General features: G+C 70.4%; 11 protein-coding genes. 5 read left to right on the top strand and 6 right to left on the bottom strand.

Annotated features, from left to right (window positions below):
• From AC1DQC_RS16165 to rplJ, 5 genes are all read right to left on the bottom strand, one after another.
• Positions 1-266 (bottom strand): hypothetical protein (locus AC1DQC_RS16165; RefSeq protein ID WP_477052257.1); only part of this gene is annotated, 266 nt, incomplete at its 3' end.
• A 138-nt stretch (positions 267-404) separates the two neighbouring features.
• A complete protein-coding gene (locus AC1DQC_RS16160) occupies positions 405-4,274 on the bottom strand; it encodes a DNA-directed RNA polymerase subunit beta' (protein ID WP_477052256.1) in 3,870 nt (1,289 codons plus the stop codon).
• Positions 4,275-4,408: 134 nt separating this feature from the next.
• Positions 4,409-7,915: a DNA-directed RNA polymerase subunit beta gene (rpoB, locus tag AC1DQC_RS16155; RefSeq protein WP_477052255.1), complete on the bottom strand. Its 3,507-nt coding sequence runs from the start codon at positions 7,913-7,915 to the stop codon at positions 4,409-4,411.
• 483 nt (positions 7,916-8,398) lie between these two features.
• Complete coding sequence (rplL, locus tag AC1DQC_RS16150) at positions 8,399-8,791, bottom strand: 50S ribosomal protein L7/L12 (RefSeq protein ID WP_477052254.1); 393 nt, start codon at positions 8,789-8,791, stop codon at positions 8,399-8,401.
• Positions 8,792-8,874: 83 nt separating this feature from the next.
• On the bottom strand, positions 8,875-9,408 hold the full coding sequence (rplJ, locus tag AC1DQC_RS16145; RefSeq protein WP_477052253.1) for a 50S ribosomal protein L10: 534 nt from the start codon (positions 9,406-9,408) through the stop codon (positions 8,875-8,877).
• A 321-nt stretch (positions 9,409-9,729) separates the two neighbouring features.
• Here rplJ and AC1DQC_RS16140 point away from each other — a divergent pair, with 321 nt between their 5' ends.
• Positions 9,730-10,146, top strand: coding sequence for a DUF4383 domain-containing protein (locus AC1DQC_RS16140; protein WP_477052252.1), 417 nt, complete (start codon positions 9,730-9,732; stop codon positions 10,144-10,146).
• Complete coding sequence (locus AC1DQC_RS16135) at positions 10,143-10,691, top strand: hypothetical protein (RefSeq protein WP_477052251.1); 549 nt, start codon at positions 10,143-10,145, stop codon at positions 10,689-10,691. Before AC1DQC_RS16140 ends, AC1DQC_RS16135 begins: the two co-directional genes overlap by 4 nt.
• Before the next feature lie 37 nt (positions 10,692-10,728).
• Here the strand turns inward: AC1DQC_RS16135 and AC1DQC_RS16130 are convergent, their stop codons facing one another.
• Positions 10,729-13,140, bottom strand: a complete 2,412-nt coding sequence (locus tag AC1DQC_RS16130) for a CHAT domain-containing protein (RefSeq protein ID WP_477052250.1) — start codon at positions 13,138-13,140, stop codon at positions 10,729-10,731.
• A 310-nt stretch (positions 13,141-13,450) separates the two neighbouring features.
• Between AC1DQC_RS16130 and AC1DQC_RS16125 the strand changes: the two genes are divergently transcribed.
• From AC1DQC_RS16125 to AC1DQC_RS16115, 3 genes are all read left to right on the top strand, one after another.
• A complete protein-coding gene (locus AC1DQC_RS16125) occupies positions 13,451-14,866 on the top strand; it encodes a S8 family peptidase (RefSeq protein WP_477052249.1) in 1,416 nt (471 codons plus the stop codon).
• Positions 14,867-14,933: 67 nt separating this feature from the next.
• A complete protein-coding gene (locus AC1DQC_RS16120; RefSeq protein ID WP_477052248.1) occupies positions 14,934-15,563 on the top strand; it encodes an RNA polymerase sigma factor in 630 nt (209 codons plus the stop codon).
• Entirely contained in the window at positions 15,544-16,071 is a 528-nt protein-coding gene (locus AC1DQC_RS16115; protein WP_477052247.1) for a hypothetical protein, read from the top strand. The genes AC1DQC_RS16120 and AC1DQC_RS16115 overlap by 20 nt, the downstream gene beginning before the upstream one ends.
• Positions 16,072-16,142: the final 71 nt, after the last annotated feature.

The following is a 16,142-nucleotide window of genomic DNA, read 5'->3' as shown; positions in this document are numbered from 1 at the left end:
GCATCACCGGTCAGGTCGTTCAACCACCCCTTGAGCGGCTCCAGGTGCTCCATCAACCACCCGAGCCCGGCACCGATCAACGACCCCAACGGATCGATCACCGTCGCCGCCACATCCAGCGCCGCACCCACCCCGGACAGCCCGACCGCGACCCACGACCCCGACTCCAACGACGAGCACAGGCTGGTGACCGAATCCAGCACACCCGCACCACCGAACGCGGTGGACGTGTCGACGCGCGAGGCGACCAGCGGGTTGTCGCTCACGAGGTGCCCCCATCTCGTCCGTCCACGTCGATGGCGGCCACGGTATCGAACGATGCGGCTCGGAGGCGCGGCACGAACGCCCGAGGGGGCCCACCGTKMACGGTGGGCCCCCTCGGGGTCAGGCAGGTGAGGTCGAGATCAGCGGTAGTCGCCGAAGTCGATGTCCTCGAGCGGGATCGCCTCGCCGGAGCCGAGGCCCAGGGCGGGGAAGTCGATCTCGTCATAGCCGAAGGTCGGGTACAGCTCGGCCTTGGCCTCCTCGGTGGGCTCGACCGCGATGTTGCCGTAGCGGGGCAGACCCGTGCCGGCCGGGATGAGCTTGCCGAGGATGACGTTCTCCTTGAGGCCGAGCAGCGGGTCGGAACGACCCGACATCGCGGCCTCGGTGAGCACCCGGGTGGTCTCCTGGAAGGAGGCCGCCGACAGCCACGAGTCCGTCGCGAGCGACGCCTTCGTGATGCCCATGAGCTCCGGACGGCCCGACGCCGGCTGGCCGCCCTCGGACACCGCTGCGCGGTTCGCGTCCTCGAAGCGCCCACGCTCGGCGAGCTCGCCGGGCAGCAGGTCGGTGGTGCCGGAGTCGAGAACCGTCACGCGACGCAGCATCTGCCGCACGATGACCTCGATGTGCTTGTCGTGGATGTCCACACCCTGCGAGGAGTAGACGACCTGCACCTCGTCGACCAGGTGCTTCTGCGTGGCACGCGGGCCGAGGATGCGCAGGACCTTCTTCGGGTCCACCGCACCGACGACCAGCTGGGTGCCGACCGAGACGTGGTCGCCGTCCGAGACCAGCAGGCGCGAACGCTTGGTGATCGGGTAGGCGATCTCCTCCGAGCCGTCGTCCGGCGTGAGGACGAGACGACGCGAACGGTCACCCTCCTCGACCGCGATGCGGCCCGAGAACTCCGCGATCGGCGCCTCACCCTTGGGGGTGCGGGCCTCGAAGAGCTCCTGGACACGCGGCAGACCCTGCGTGATGTCGTCGGCCGACGCCACACCACCGGTGTGGAAGGTACGCATCGTCAGCTGCGTGCCGGGCTCACCGATCGACTGGGCCGCGATGATGCCGACGGCCTCGCCGATGTCGACGAGCTTGCCGGTGGCCAGCGAACGGCCGTAGCAGCGCGCGCAGGTGCCGACGCGGGACTCGCAGGTGAGCACCGAGCGGATCTTGAGCGTGTCGACGCCCGCCTCGAGGAGGCGGTCGAGCAGCACGTCGCCGACGTCGTCACCGGCGTGGCCGATGATCTCGCCGTCCACCTCGATGTCGCTCGCCAGCGTGCGCGAGTAGACGCTCGTCTCCACCTTGTCGTGACGACGCAGGGCGCCGTCCGACCCGGGGACACCGATCGGCATGGTCAGACCACGCTCGGTGCCGCAGTCGTCCTCACGGACGATGACGTCCTGCGAGACGTCCACCAGACGACGGGTCAGGTAGCCCGAGTCGGCGGTCCGCAGAGCGGTGTCCGCCAGACCCTTGCGGGCACCGTGCGTCGCGATGAAGTACTCGAGGACCGACAGCCCCTCGCGGTAGTTCGACTTGATCGGGCGCGGGATGATCTCGCCCTTCGGGTTGGCCACGAGGCCACGCATGCCGGCGATCTGGCGAACCTGCATCCAGTTACCACGCGCACCCGAGCCGACCATCTTGTAGACGGTGTTCTGGCGCGGGAAGTTCTCCCGCATCGCGTCGGCGACCTTGTCGGTGGCCTGCGTCCAGATCTCGATGAGCTCCTGGCGACGCTCGTCGTCGGTGATGAGGCCCTTCTCGTACTGGCCCTGCACCTTCGCCGCGCGACCCTCGTGCGCCTCGAGGATCTCCGCCTTCGCCGCCGGGGTGGCGACGTCGGAGATGGAGATCGTCACGCCCGAGCGGGTGGCCCAGCGGAAGCCGGCCTCCTTCAGGGCGTCGAGCGAGGCCGCGACCTCGACCTTCGGGTAGCGCTCGGCCAGGTCGTTGACGATGACCGAGAGACGCTTCTTGTCGACGACGCCGTTCTCGTACGGGTAGTCGACGGGCAGCAGCTCGTTGAACAGCGCACGACCCAGGGTCGTCTCGAAGAGCAGCGGCTCACCCTCGGTCCAGCCCTCGGGCGCGTCCTCCTCGGCCAGGACCAGGTCGTCGAAGCGGATCTTCACCACGGCGTTGAGGTCCAGGCTGCCCTGGTCGAACGCCATGATCGCCTCGGAGACCGTGCTGAACGCGCGGCCGGCGCCGAGCGCCTCGTCCTTGTCGTTGGTCAGGTGGTACAGGCCGATGATCATGTCCTGCGAGGGCATGGTCACCGGACGACCGTCCGACGGCTTGAGGATGTTGTTGCTCGAGAGCATGAGGATGCGGGCCTCGGCCTGCGCCTCGGCGCTCAGGGGCAGGTGGACGGCCATCTGGTCACCGTCGAAGTCCGCGTTGAACGCGGCGCAGACGAGCGGGTGCAGGTGGATCGCCTTGCCCTCGACCAGCTGGGGCTCGAACGCCTGGATGCCGAGACGGTGCAGCGTGGGTGCGCGGTTGAGCAGCACCGGGTGCTCCGTGATGACCTCCTCGAGCACGTCCCAGACGACGGGACGCGCGCGCTCGACCATGCGCTTGGCCGACTTGATATTCTGCGCGTGGTTCAGGTCGACCAGGCGCTTCATCACGAACGGCTTGAACAGCTCGAGCGCCATCTGCTTCGGCAGGCCGCACTGGTGGAGCTTGAGCTGCGGGCCGACGACGATGACCGAACGGCCCGAGTAGTCGACGCGCTTGCCGAGCAGGTTCTGACGGAACCGACCCTGCTTGCCCTTGAGCATGTCCGAGATGGACTTGAGCGGGCGGTTGCCCGGACCCGTCACCGGACGGCCGCGGCGGCCGTTGTCGAACAGCGAGTCGACGGCCTCCTGGAGCATCCGCTTCTCGTTGTTGACGATGATCTCGGGCGCGCCGAGGTCGAGCAGCCGCTTGAGGCGGTTGTTCCGGTTGATCACGCGGCGGTACAGGTCGTTCAGGTCCGAGGTGGCGAAACGGCCACCGTCGAGCTGGACCATCGGACGCAGGTCCGGCGGGATGACCGGGACGGCGTCGAGCACCATGCCGGTGGGCGAGTTGGTCGTCGTGAGGAACGCGTTGACGACCTTCAGGCGCTTGAGGGCACGCGTCTTGCGCTGGCCCTTGCCGGTCTTGATGATCTCGCGCAGCGAGTCGGACTCGGCCTCGAGGTCGAACGCCTCGAGACGCTTCTGGATCGCCGCGGCGCCCATCGAGCCCTCGAAGTAGTTGCCGTACCGGTCCTGGAGCTGGCGGTACAGCATCTCGTCGCCCTCGAGGTCCGCGACCTTGAGGTTCTTGAACCGGTCCCAGACCTGGTCCAGGCGGTCGAGCTCGAGGTCGGCACGCTTGCGCAGCTGAGCCATCTCGCGCTCGGCCGAGTCGCGCACCTTGCGGCGGGCGTCGGCCTTGGCACCCTCGGCCTCGAGCTCGGCCAGGTCGGCCTCGAGCTTCTGGGCGCGGGTGTTGATGTCGTTGTCGCGGCGGTCCGAGATCTCCTTCTTCTCCAGGTCGATCCCGTTCTGGAGGTTGGGGAGGTCCTCGTGCCGACCGTCGACGTCGACCCAGGTGATCATGTAGGCCGCGAAGTAGATGACCTTCTCGAGGTCCTTCGGGGCGAGGTCGAGCAGGTAGCCGAGGCGCGACGGCACACCCTTGAAGAACCAGATGTGCGTGACGGGCGCGGCCAGCTCGATGTGGCCCATGCGCTCACGACGGACCTTCGAGCGGGTCACCTCGACGCCGCAGCGCTCGCAGATGATGCCCTTGAAGCGCACGCGCTTGTACTTGCCGCAGTAGCACTCCCAGTCCCGGGTGGGACCGAAGATCTTCTCGCAGAACAGGCCATCCTTCTCCGGCTTCAGGGTCCGGTAGTTGATGGTCTCGGGCTTCTTCACCTCACCGTGCGACCAGGCACGGATGTCGTCGGCCGAGGCAAGGCCGATACGCAGCTCGTCGAAGACGTTGACGTCGAGCAAGGGGGGTCCTACTTCCTTCGCTTGCCGGTTTTCATTCTGTGAATGCAGCCCGGCGGAACGGAAATGTTTCTAGGGGTACTTGTGCGGGCACCCGGTGCGGCATCTCGTAAGAGCAGCCGCACCGGGGCTCGACGTCAGATCTCTTCGACGCTGCTGGCGTTCGGGCGCCGGGACAGGTCGATGCCGAGCTCCTCCGCTGCGCGGTAGACCTCGTCGTCGTTCTCCTTCATGTCGATGGAGACGCCGTCCGAGGAGAGCACCTCCACGTTCAGGCAGAGCGACTGCATCTCCTTGAGGAGCACCTTGAAGGACTCCGGGATGCCCGAGTCGGGGATGTTCTCCCCCTTGACGATCGCCTCGTACACCTTCACGCGGCCGGGGACGTCGTCCGACTTGATGGTGAGGAGCTCCTGGAGCGTGTAGGCAGCGCCGTACGCCTCCAGGGCCCAGACCTCCATCTCGCCGAACCGCTGGCCACCGAACTGCGCCTTACCACCCAGCGGCTGCTGCGTGATCATCGAGTACGGACCCGTGGAGCGTGCGTGGATCTTGTCGTCGACAAGGTGGTGCAGCTTGAGGATGTACATGTAGCCGACCGCGACCGGCTCCGGGAACGGCTCGCCGGAGCGCCCGTCGAACAGGCGCGCCTTGCCGTCACCACCCACGGTGCGCTCGCCGTCACGGTTCGGCAGCGTGGCCGAGAGCAGACCCGTGAGGGTCGTCTCCGGGACACCGTCGAACACGGGCGTCGCGACCGGGTTGCCGGCCGGCGACGACGCGGCGATGGCCGGGACGTCGTCCCGCCACGAGACGTCACCCTCGGCGAGCTGGATGTCCCAGCCCTGCTTGGCCACCCAGCCGAGGTGCGTCTCGAGGACCTGGCCGACGTTCATGCGGCCGGGCACACCGAGCGGGTTGAGGACGACGTCGACCGCGGTCCCGTCCGCGAGGAACGGCATGTCCTCGACGGGCAGGATCTTGGAGATGACGCCCTTGTTGCCGTGACGGCCGGCGAGCTTGTCGCCGTCCGTGATCTTGCGGCGCTGCGCGATGTACACGCGGACCAGCTCGTTCACGCCGGCGGGCAGCTCGTCGCCGTCCTCACGGCTGAACGTGCGGACCTCGATGACCGTGCCGGACTCGCCGTGCGGGACCTTGAGCGACGTGTCGCGGACCTCGCGCGCCTTCTCGCCGAAGATCGCGCGGAGCAGGCGCTCCTCCGGGGTCAGCTCGGTCTCGCCCTTGGGCGTGACCTTGCCGACGAGGATGTCGCCGGCCGCGACCTCGGCGCCGATGCGGATGATGCCGCGCTCGTCCAGGTCCGCGAGGACCTCCTCGGAGACGTTCGGGATGTCCCGCGTGATCTCCTCCGGGCCGAGCTTGGTGTCGCGCGCGTCGACCTCGTGCTCCTCGATGTGGATCGAGGACAGGACGTCGTCCTGCACGAGGCGCTGCGACAGGATGATCGCGTCCTCGTAGTTGTGGCCCTCCCACGACATGAACGCGACCAGCAGGTTGCGGCCGAGCGCGAGCTCGCCCTCGTCCGTGGCCGGGCCGTCGGCGAGCACCGAGTTGACCTCGACGCGGGCGCCGGTGTCGACCAGCACGCGCTGGTTGTACGAGGTGCCCTGGTTCGAGCGGCGGAACTTCGCCACGCGGTACGTCGACGTGGTGGCGTCGTCGTTGGCGACGACGATCAGGTCGGCCGACACCTCGGTGACGACACCCGGCTTCGTCGCGACGATGACGTCGCCCGCGTCGATGGCCGCACGACGCTCCATGCCGGTGCCCACGAGCGGGGCCTCGGAACGGACCAGCGGGACGGCCTGGCGCTGCATGTTGGCACCCATGAGGGCGCGGTTGGCGTCGTCGTGCTCGAGGAACGGGATCAGGGCCGTGGCCACCGACACCATCTGGCGCGGGGAGACGTCCATGTAGTCGACGGCCTCGCCGGCGACGTACTCGATCTCTCCGCCCTTGACGCGGACGAGGACGCGGTCCTCCTCGAAGGCACCGTTCGCCTTGAGCGGGGCGTTCGCCTGCGCGATGACGTGGCGGTCCTCGTCGTCGGCCGTCAGGTAGTGGACCTCGTCCGAGACCTTGCCCTTGATGACCTTGCGGTACGGCGTCTCGACGAAGCCGAACGGGTTGATCCGCCCGTACGTGGCGAGCGAGCCGATGAGGCCGATGTTCGGGCCCTCAGGGGTCTCGATCGGGCACATGCGGCCGTAGTGCGACGGGTGGACGTCACGGACCTCCATGCCGGCGCGGTCGCGGGACAGACCACCCGGGCCGAGCGCGGACAGGCGACGCTTGTGCGTCAGACCCGCGAGCGGGTTGTTCTGGTCCATGAACTGCGACAGCTGCGACGTGCCGAAGAACTCCTTGATCGACGCCACCACGGGGCGGATGTTGATCAGGGTCTGCGGCGTGATCGCCTCGACGTCCTGCGTCGTCATGCGCTCGCGCACGACGCGCTCCATCCGCGACAGGCCCGTGCGGACCTGGTTCTGGATGAGCTCGCCGACCGCGCGGATGCGACGGTTGCCGAAGTGGTCGATGTCGTCGGGCTCGACGCGGATGTCGACCGACTCGCCGGCCCGCGTGCCGGGCAGCGTGGGCAGGTCGATGTGCAGCGACGCGAGGTACTTGATGGTCGCGACGACGTCGTCCTTGGACAGCACGGAGTCCGCGAGCGGCACGTCCAGGCCGAGCTTCTTGTTCAGCTTGTAGCGGCCGACCTTCGCCAGGTCGTAGCGCTTCGGGTTGAAGTAGAAGTTCTCGATGAGCGCGCGACCGGCCTCGACCGTGGGCGGCTCGCCCGGGCGGATCTTGCGGTAGAGGTCGAGCAGCGCCTCGTCCTGCGTCTGGACGTGGTCCTTGTCCAGGGTGTCGATGACGGCCGGGTACGCCGCGAACTCCTCGCGGATCTCCGCGTCCGTCATGCCGAGCGCCTTGAGCAGCACCGTGGCGTTCTGCTTGCGCTTGCGGTCGACGCGCACGCCGACGTTGTCGCGCTTGTCGATCTCGAACTCGAGCCAGGCACCACGGCTCGGGATGACCTTGGCGGTGAGGACGTCCTTGTCGGACGTCTTGTCGGCGGTGCGCTCGAAGTACACGCCGGGCGAGCGCACGAGCTGCGAGACGACCACGCGCTCGGTGCCGTTGATGATGAAGGTGCCGCGCTCCGTCATGAGCGGGAAGTCGCCCATGAAGACCGTCTGGCTCTTGATCTCACCGGTGGTGTAGTTGACGAACTCCGCCGTGACGAACAGCGGGGCGGCGAAGGTGAAGTCCTTCTCCTTGCACTCCTCGGCCGTGTACTTCGGCGGCTCGAAGCGGTGCTCGCGGAACGACAGCGACATGGATCCGCCGAAGTCCTCGATAGGTGAGATCTCCTCGAAGATCTCCTCGAGACCAGCGGTCTCGGGAACGTCCTGCCGACCGGCCTCGAGGGCCTTGGCCACACGGCCCTGCCACTTCTCGTTGCCGAGCAGCCAGTCGAAGCTCTCCGTCTGCAGACCGAGCAGGTCCGGGACCTCGAGGGGCTCGTGGATCTTGGCGAAAGAGATACGGCGGGATGCGGTGCGGTTCGCGATGGCGTCGGCGGTCGGAGCAGAAGGGGTGCGCGAGGCAGCCAAAAGAGGGGTCCTTCCCAGCGGATCGAGTGCACGCTGCGCTGGTCCTGGCTAGGCGCGATCCCCCGGCCGGCGAGCCTCCGGACGTCGTGTACGAACGACGAGGGTGGGCTCGGGTTATACGGGATCGCGGGCACAGGCCAGCGCAAAGCGCTAGCATACTCGGCCGCTGTGGCTAAGTCCACCCGGCATCGACACCTCGGGGCGAGCTCCCCGTCGACATCGACGTGGACCCTGAGGCGTCCGGTAGAACAGGCGGCTCCGCCCGTCCGGCGACGACGTTGTCGCCGCGCACATGGTGGCACACCCCGCGGGCCGACGAAAGCCTGGCACCCGTCCGGCTGTGGACGGACCGGGTGACCGCGACGGTCGCGGCGCGACGAAGCCCGCACCCCTCGTGGGGGCACGGGCTTCGTCGGACGTGCTGCGGGAGCGCTGCTCCCTACCTCCGACCGGTCGGCGGACCGACCTGGTCGGAGGCGGTGATCACTTGAGGGTGACGGTGGCGCCAGCGGCCTCGAGGGTCGCCTTGGCCTTCTCGGCAGCGTCCTTGGCGACGCCCTCGAGGACGGCCTTGGGGGCGGCGTCAACGAGGTCCTTGGCCTCCTTCAGGCCGAGGGACGTCAGGACGCGCACCTCCTTGATGACCTGGATCTTCTTGTCACCGGCGGCCTCGAGGACGACGTCGAACGAGTCCTTCTCCTCCTCGGCCTCGGCCTCGGCGGCGCCGCCGCCGGCGCCCGGAGCGGCCGCGACGGCGACCGGAGCAGCAGCGGTGACCTCGAAGGTCTCCTCGAACGCCTTCACGAACTCGGAGAGCTCGATGAGGGAGAGCTCCTTGAACGCGTCGATGAGCTCGGTGGTGGTGAGCTTCGCCATGATGGCGGTTCCTTCCGTTCGATGCTCGGTGGCCACGGCGGCCGGACCGAGCGGGGGTTCAGTGAGTGCCTGGAGCCGACGGCTCAGGCAGCGACCTCGGTCGACTCCTCCAGCTTGAGCCGGAGAGCGTCGACGGTGCGTGCAGCCTGAGCGGCCGGGGCGGTGAACAGGTAGGCCGCCTGGAACAGCGACGCCTTGAACACGCCGGCGGCCTTGGCCAGCAGAACCTCACGGGACTCGAGGTCCGCGAGCTTGGTGACGTCCGCAGCGGTCAGGGCGCGCCCGTCGAGGACACCGCCCTTGATGACCAGTGCGGGGTTCGCCTTGGCGAAGTCACGCAGTCCCTTGGCCGCCTCGACCGGGTCGCCGGAGACGAAGGCGATCGCCGACGGGCCCGCGAGCGCGTCGTCGAGGCCAGTCAGTCCGGCGTCCTTGGCCGCGATCGCGGTCAGCGTGTTCTTCACCACGGAGTACGTTGCGTTGCCGCTGAGCGCCTTGCGCAGCTTCTTGAGCTGAGCAACGGTGAGCCCGCGGTACTCGGTCAGCACGGCCGCGTTGGAGTCGCGGAACAGGTCCGTGAGCTCTGCGACAGCGGCTGCCTTGTCCGGCCTCGCCATGGCAATCCTTCCGATGGTGGTGCCACCGGTCGTCACGCCCCGCAAACGAAAGAGCCCCGCGCAGGCGCGGGGCTCGTCAGGCACATCGGCGCGAACCGATCCATCCGGGAACTCTCACCTGCGCTGGCCTCCGCTGCTGCGGGACTTCGGGCGGACCGAGATGCGCACTGGTGTGAGCACGACGGACCGACGACCGGCGGTCTTTGGATGCTCCCAAGGTACGGCACCGGGCGACGACGACCAAATCCGTCCCCATCCGGGCACGGTCTCGGTCCGAACCATGTGGTGCATGCACGTACCCGTCCTACGAAGGAGCCACTCATGACCCAGTCCCCGAACCGCCTCGTCGGGACGATCTTCGGCGTCGTCTACCTGCTCGTCGGTCTTGCCGGGTTCGTCGTCACCGGCGGCGTCTCGTTCGCCGCCACGGAGGGCGAGCCGCTGATCGTCTTCGACGTCAACCCGCTGCACAACATCGTCCACCTGCTCATCGGCGCGGCGCTCCTCATCGCCGCGCGCTCGTCGGTGCGCGCCGCCAAGGGTATGAACACGACCATCGGCGCGGTGTACCTGCTGGTCGGCATCCTCGGGCTGTTCCTGGTCGGCTCCAGCGCGAACATCCTCGCCCTCAACGGCGCGGACAACGTCCTGCACTTCGCCAGCGCGATCCTCCTGCTGGGCGTCGGCCTCGCCGCCGACACGAGCCGGCGCGAGGTCGGCAGCGCGCGGACGGCATGACCGTGCTCGCCACCGCCCGGCCGACACTGCCCTTCGCGCCCGACGAGGACGCCCTCGCGTTCGTCGGTCGGACCGGGTCGGCCTACGCGGCCCTCGGCGCGGGCCTCGTCCTGGTCGCGCTGGGGTCGGAGCACGTCGCGCACCACCTCGGGCTCGGGGTCGGGGCGCTCGCGCTCGGCGCCGCCGAGCTGGTCTGGGCCGTCGTCGCGCTGCGCGGTCCGGCGCCGCTCCCCCGCGTCGCACTCGGCGTCCTGCTCGGCGGCGCGGTCGGCTGGCTGGCAGCAGCGGCGAGCGCCACGGGCACGCTCGGACTCGCCAACGCGGTCGCCGTGACCCTGCAGCTCGCGGCCGCGGTCCTCCTGGCGGTCTGCCTGCGGTCCGTGGGGTCGGCGAGGGCCGCCGGGCCGGTCGCTCGCCTGACCGTCCTGGCGGTCGGCTCCCTGGTCGCGGCGGCGATCACCGTGCCGGGTCTTGCGGCGACCGCCGCCGGCACCGCCGCACCGGGGATGCCGGGGATGGGGTCGTCGCACCACGGTCACGGCTGACCGGTCGGCGCGGGTCCGCGCCGACGACGACCGTGGCTCAGGCCGCGCCGTGCGCGCTGAACGTGCACCAGTTGACGAAGCCCTCGGGGCTCTGACGGTCGATGCGTCCGCGGGCGGCGTGCAGGGCGCGGGCCATCGTCCTGCCCTCGCGCAGCTCGCGGTGCAGCTCGAGCATGAGGTCGACCGCCGCGACGTCGGGAACGGCGGCGATGCTGGCGACGACTCCCGCCGTGCCCTGGGCAAGCATGGCGCTGACGAACCCGAGCACCTCGTCGCCCAGGTAGGCGACGTCCGCGCCCGAATGGCAGGACGCCAGCACGAGCCGGTGCGGCGCGACGCCCGCACCGTGCAGCTCCTGGACCGTCACCGGACCGTCCGCGAGCAGCAGCGACGAGAACATCGGGTTGTCGGCGCGGGGCGAGCCGTGGCAGGCGAGGTGCGCGAGGTCCGCGTCCGTGAGCGCCGCGACGACAGCCTCCGCGTGGCTCTGCTCGCGCGTGAGGACCTGCGCCCCGGGATGGACCTTCTCGAGGGTCACGACCTCCTCGCGCGCACCGTCGAGCTCGGGCCCTGCGACGAGCACGGTGCGCCCCGGGCTCGTGTGCGCGAGGGCCGCCCGTCGGGTGCGCACCCAGAACGTCGCCGAGGGCGCCTGCGTCAGCGGTCCGTCGTKCAGGCACGACCACGGCACGCCGTGCAGAACGCCGACCGGGACGACGACGAGCTCCGCGTCCGCCGGGACGCCGAGCGGCGCCGTCAGCAGGGCGCGCAGGCGAGCGATGCGCAGGTCCGCGCTCGCCCGCGCCGCACCCGCCGCTGCCGAGCCACGGGGGTTCGCGAGCCGGCGCAGCGCGAAGAGCAACGGGCGCAGCTCGTCCATGACCTCGCCGTCCGAGCAGAGCTCGACCAGGCGTGCGCGGCGCGGCTCGACGACGACGGCGACGAGGCGCGCTTCGAAACGTCCGAACTCCACGAGCGTCCGCTCACCGAGGCTCGCGCGCAGATCCGCGAGACCGACGACGTCGATGGACGGATCTGCTCTCTGCGGCTCGAGGGTCTGTCGCCACTCCGCCGCGCGCAGCCGGTGCTCGTCGTGCCGCTCCGCGCCGGGTCCGGAGCGGTCGACGCTGTCCGACGGCTCCGCGTCGTGGTGCTGATGCGCGCGGGTGAGCGGGACCGAGACGGCGGGTGCCCGCGCGAGCAGCGCCGCTGCCCGGGTGCGCTCCATCCAGGCGAGGGTGCGAGCCGGTGAGCCGCGGTCCAGGTAGACACCCAGACCGATCTCGCCCAGTTCGGCGCCGTGGCCGGAGGCCAGCGCACGCAGCTCGATCGTCGGCAGGCTGGACCGATGGTGCGCGAGGTCCCGCAGACCGGAGCGGCAGTGGGCGAGGGCATCGTGCGACCGACTCTCGACCCGGGCGGCCAGCGCGGCGGCGACCCGGCCACGCAGCCGCACCAGGACCTGACCCGACCGTGCCAGGCCGTCCGCCCGCGACAACGTCTGCACGGCGTCCCGGTCCCGATGGATGTCGAGCGCCACGCGGCCCGCGACCAGGTAGGCCTCGACGGCGCTGTGCAGGTTGCCGGCACGCTCGAAGCGGCCCGCGGCCCGGCGCGCGACGACGAGCTCGGCCGGACCGGCCCGGCCCAGACGGAGCCGCGACTCCACCCCGATGACCACCGCGTGGTCCCGCGAGACCCCCCTCCGCTGGCGCCGGGCCTCGTCGGCGACCTCGTCGGCGAGCGCTCCCGCGCGATCGAGCTCACCGGCGAGCAGCGAGATCCGTGCCAGACGGAGCCGCGCCTCCGTGGCGAGCAGCGGCACGCCCGCGAGGACGAACTCCTCGGCGGCTCGCTCGGCGGCCACGGACGCCTCCGGGAGCAGCCGCAGGTCGACCATCGCGTCCGCGTACTCCGTGTAGTACTCCCCCAGCGGCATCCCGGCCCGCTCGTAGGCCTCGGCCGACCGGTGGAACTCGCGGAGCCCCTCGATCAGGTGGCCCGCCCGGACGGCGATCCAGGCGCGGGTCTGGATCAGGATCGCCTGCAGGGCCGGCAGCTGGGCAGATCGCCGGATGGCCTCGTCGGCCTGGAGGAGGGCCGAGTCGTACACGCCCCGTTCCGCGAGCACGAGCGCCAGGTTGTTGCTGGCCACTGCCGCGAGCCGGTCGTCGACACCGGGCACGCGCAGCACCCATCTGAGCTTCGCCTCGGCGGCGGCCAGGCGGCCCGCGGCCTGGTCGGCGACCGCCCGGGACAGCTGGATCTGGGCGAGAAGCCTGCGTTGCTCGGCACCGTCGACGCTGTTCGCCCGGGCGATGGCCTCGGCCGCCACGGCGAGGTCGCGAGCCGACGCCGTCGAGCTGCCCAGCTCGAGGAGGACCGCGGCGCGGCTCATGAGGGCGAGGGCCTCGACGTGGTGCAGCTGATGACGACGAGCGACACGCACCGCCTCGTTGAGAGTGCGACGCGCCGCCGATTCGTCCCATCGTGCCCGAAATGCCCACGCCAACGCCCGTAGGCTCAGGCCGAGGAGCTCCGGGTCCCTCAACCTCCGAGCAGTGGCGACGAGGGCGACCGCCTGGGGCTCGACAGCACGTGGATCAGCGTCGACGGCATCCATGAGCGCGCGCGCATGTATCAGGAGGTCGGCTCGGCCCTCCAAGGATGCGTAGGGCTCGTGGTCCGACCTCGCCGGCTCGGTTCCGAGCCTGGACGGGCACATCTTCAGGATTCTAGGCGGACAACAAGGAGCAGAAGTGAGCGAACTCCCCGGCGGTCCCGGTCGGCCCTTCGGTGGCAATCCGGGTCGACCCTTCGGCGACGAGTACGACAACCTGCGCGCTGCGACCGGCATCGACGCGCGCGTCCGCCAGCGGGTGCAGAAGCAGGTCACGGAGCTGACGCAGCGACGCACCGACGACCGTCGCCGGCGCAACCTCGTCGGTGCGGTGCAGTCCAGGTGGGCCAGCACCCGGCGCGTGCCGATCGACCTCGTCACCACCACGGAGGGACCCGACTCACTCGTCCTGCGCGGCGAGATCCTGCTCCGCCAGACGTCGTGGGAGGACGCGCGGGTGCGGGCCTACGTCGAGGGTCGCGGGCTGCGGCGCGAACCCGTCGGGTGCGAGGCCCTCGAGAGCCGGCTCGTGCGACTCGTCGCCGACGAGGCGACGACGACCCGCCAGCTGGACGACATCGTCGCCGAGCTCCGCGACCGCGGGCACGCTGCCTCGCTGACGCACGTGACCCCGTTGCAGCCGGTGGTGAAGCCCTGCAGCAGCGTCGCTGCCACGGCCATCGAGGCGTTCCCCGACTATCCCGTCAGCTCGGGCGACAGCGACGGCGTCAAGGTCGCCATCGTCGACACCGGGATCGACGGCCGCCCCCGCACCGACGGGTGGCTGGTGGGGATCCCCCGGACGCCCGACGACGCCGCGACACCCGAGAACGACTCGAACGTCGACCCGCTGGACGTCGACCCGCTGGACGGCCTGCTCGACTTCTCGGCCGGCCACGGCACCTTCGTGAGCGGCATCGTGGCGCAGGTCGCGCCGGGTGCCGACATCACGGTGTACCGCGCGCTCACCACGGCGGGCACCGGGTCGGAGATCGACGTCGCGTGCGCGCTGATCCACGCCGTGCGCGACGGCGCGCAGATCGTCAACCTGTCGCTCGGCACCCAGACGCTGTCGAACCAGCCGGCGCTCGCCCTCGCGGTGGCGCTGGAGGTCATCGCCGAGCACGAGCGCGACACGAGCACCGAGACGCTGATCGTGGCGGCCGCCGGGAACTTCGGCGACACGGTCCCCACCTGGCCGGCCGCGTTCCGGCGCGTCGTCTCCGTGGGCTCGCTGACGTCGGACCTGCGGCCCAGCACCTTCTCCAGCCGCGGCTGGTGGGTCGACTGCTCGACGGTGGGCGAGGGGATCCTCTCCACGTACGTCGAGGGGGCGCAGTCGCCGGCCTTCACCGACGACCCCGACTCCTTCGGACCGAACGCCTTCGCACGCTGGACAGGGACGTCCTTCGCGGCGCCACAGGTCACCGGCGCCATCGCGCGCATCGCGCAGACGCAGGGCATCTCGACGCGCCAGGCCTACATCTCCTTGCTCGCCTCGGGCCGGCCCCTGCCCGACTTCGGGCAGACCTTCAGCATCCTGCCGGGGGTCTGAAGTGCTGGGCACCGTTCCCACAGCGCGCCATGATGGCAACCGAGTCCTCGGACGAAGGGATGCTGACATGGACGACGAGGATCCGTACCGCCGGTGGGACGCCCCTGCGCTGGTCGCGGGCGCCCTGGCCGGCGACTCACGCGCGTGGGGCGAGATCGTGCGACGGCACACCCCGGCGGTCGTGGCGAGGGTGCGCCAGTTCCGGCTCACCCCGCACCAGGCCGAGGACGTCGCGCAGACCGTGTGGCTGAACCTGCTCGAGAACCTCGAGAAGCTGCGCGACCCGCACGCGTTGCCCGGGTGGATCGCGACCACGGCCCGGCACGAGTGCATCCGGGTCACCAACGTCAACCGGCGCACGGTCCCGGTCGACCCCCAGGGCGGCCGGCTGGACGGCGTGTCCGACTCCGACATGGACGAGCGGATGCTGCACGTCGAGCGCGAGCGTGCCCTGCGCGAAGGCCTGGCTGAGCTGCCGGAGCACCAGCGCGAGATCCTCCTGATGCTCGCCGTCGACCCTCCGCTGAGCTACGCGGAGATCGCCGAGAAGCTCGGCGTACCTGTCGGCTCGATCGGCCCCACCCGGGGTCGTGGCCTCGCCCGCCTGCGTCAGACGGCGGCGATCAAGAACTACGTGCAGGCCTGGACGGCCTCCACGGCTGAAGAAGGAGGACGCGATGTCCTGGCACTCGGATGACCGCGCCCACACCTCCGGACCGTACGGCGGATCGCCGTGGCCCGACGACGAGGCACTCGCCGCGGACCTGAACCTCGCACTCGCCGAGGCGGACACCTACGACCGGGTCGTCGCCAGCGCCGACGTGGCGTTCCGCGCGCACCGCGGCATGCTCGATGCCCGCGCCGGCCTGGAGATGGACCTGCTCCTGCTCGAGCTGGTCTACGACTCCACCGCGCTCGACGCGCCGGCCGGCGTGCGCGACCGCTCCGGCGGCGCCTCCCGCACCCTCGTGTTCGAGGGGCACGGACTCGGCGTCGAGGTGGAGGTCGAGACGTCGTCCATCGAGGGGCAGCTGCTGCCCGCGACACCCGGTCGCGTCACGCTGCGGACCCCCGACGGGGACGTCGCCACGATCGAGACCGACGACGTCGGGTACTTCCGGTTCGACGTGCGCCCCGGCGGGCCGCTGCGGCTGGAGTGCTCCAGCGACGGCGGCACCTGCATCACGCAGTGGCTGCCGTACTGACACCCGTCTCCACGAACGACGAAGGCCCGGTCCGCAGGGGGGACCGGGCCTTCGTCGTGCGTGCTGCCAGC

This window comes from Cellulomonas sp. P4_H12, assembly GCF_056400905.1.
The sequence above is the reverse complement of the archived record's forward strand: the minus strand, read 5'-3'. Positions and strand labels throughout refer to the sequence as shown.

Coding starts and splice junctions, on each gene's coding strand:
- AC1DQC_RS16120 (WP_477052248.1), top strand. CDS start 14,934: ATGGACGACGAGGATCCGTACCGCCGGTGGGACGCCCCTGCGCTGGTC.
- AC1DQC_RS16135 (WP_477052251.1), top strand. CDS start 10,143: ATGACCGTGCTCGCCACCGCCCGGCCGACACTGCCCTTCGCGCCCGAC.
- AC1DQC_RS16115 (WP_477052247.1), top strand. CDS start 15,544: ATGTCCTGGCACTCGGATGACCGCGCCCACACCTCCGGACCGTACGGC.
- AC1DQC_RS16140 (WP_477052252.1), top strand. CDS start 9,730: ATGACCCAGTCCCCGAACCGCCTCGTCGGGACGATCTTCGGCGTCGTC.
- rplL (WP_477052254.1), bottom strand. CDS start 8,791: ATGGCGAAGCTCACCACCACCGAGCTCATCGACGCGTTCAAGGAGCTC.
- rplJ (WP_477052253.1), bottom strand. CDS start 9,408: ATGGCGAGGCCGGACAAGGCAGCCGCTGTCGCAGAGCTCACGGACCTG.